This is a genomic window from Pseudomonas persica (genome assembly GCF_900291015.1).
GTDB lineage: Bacteria > Pseudomonadota > Gammaproteobacteria > Pseudomonadales > Pseudomonadaceae > Aquipseudomonas.
Window position 1 is genome coordinate 1 of the sequence record NZ_OLKL01000311.1, and the last position, 244, is coordinate 244.

At 66.4% G+C, this 244-nt stretch carries 1 protein-coding gene; it reads left to right on the top strand.

Annotated features, from left to right (window positions below):
- Positions 1 to 244: glutamate synthase-related protein (locus FQ664_RS26695; protein WP_256676125.1), on the top strand; the 244-nt coding region annotated here is incomplete at both ends.

Consider the following 244-nt stretch of genomic DNA (forward strand, 5'->3'; position numbering starts at 1 on the left):
GCGCCAACGCCATTGCTGCGCTCAACCGCGGCGCGCGCATGGGCCGGTTTGCCCATGACACTGGCGAAGGCAGCATCAGCCCGTCCCACCGTGAACACGGCGGCGACCTGATCTGGGAAATCGGCAGCGGCTACTTCGGCTGCCGCACCGAGGACGGTCGTTTCGACCCACAGCGCTTCGCCGAACAAGCCCGCTCGGCACAGGTGAAGATGATCGAGATCAAGCTCAGCCAGGGCGCCAAGCC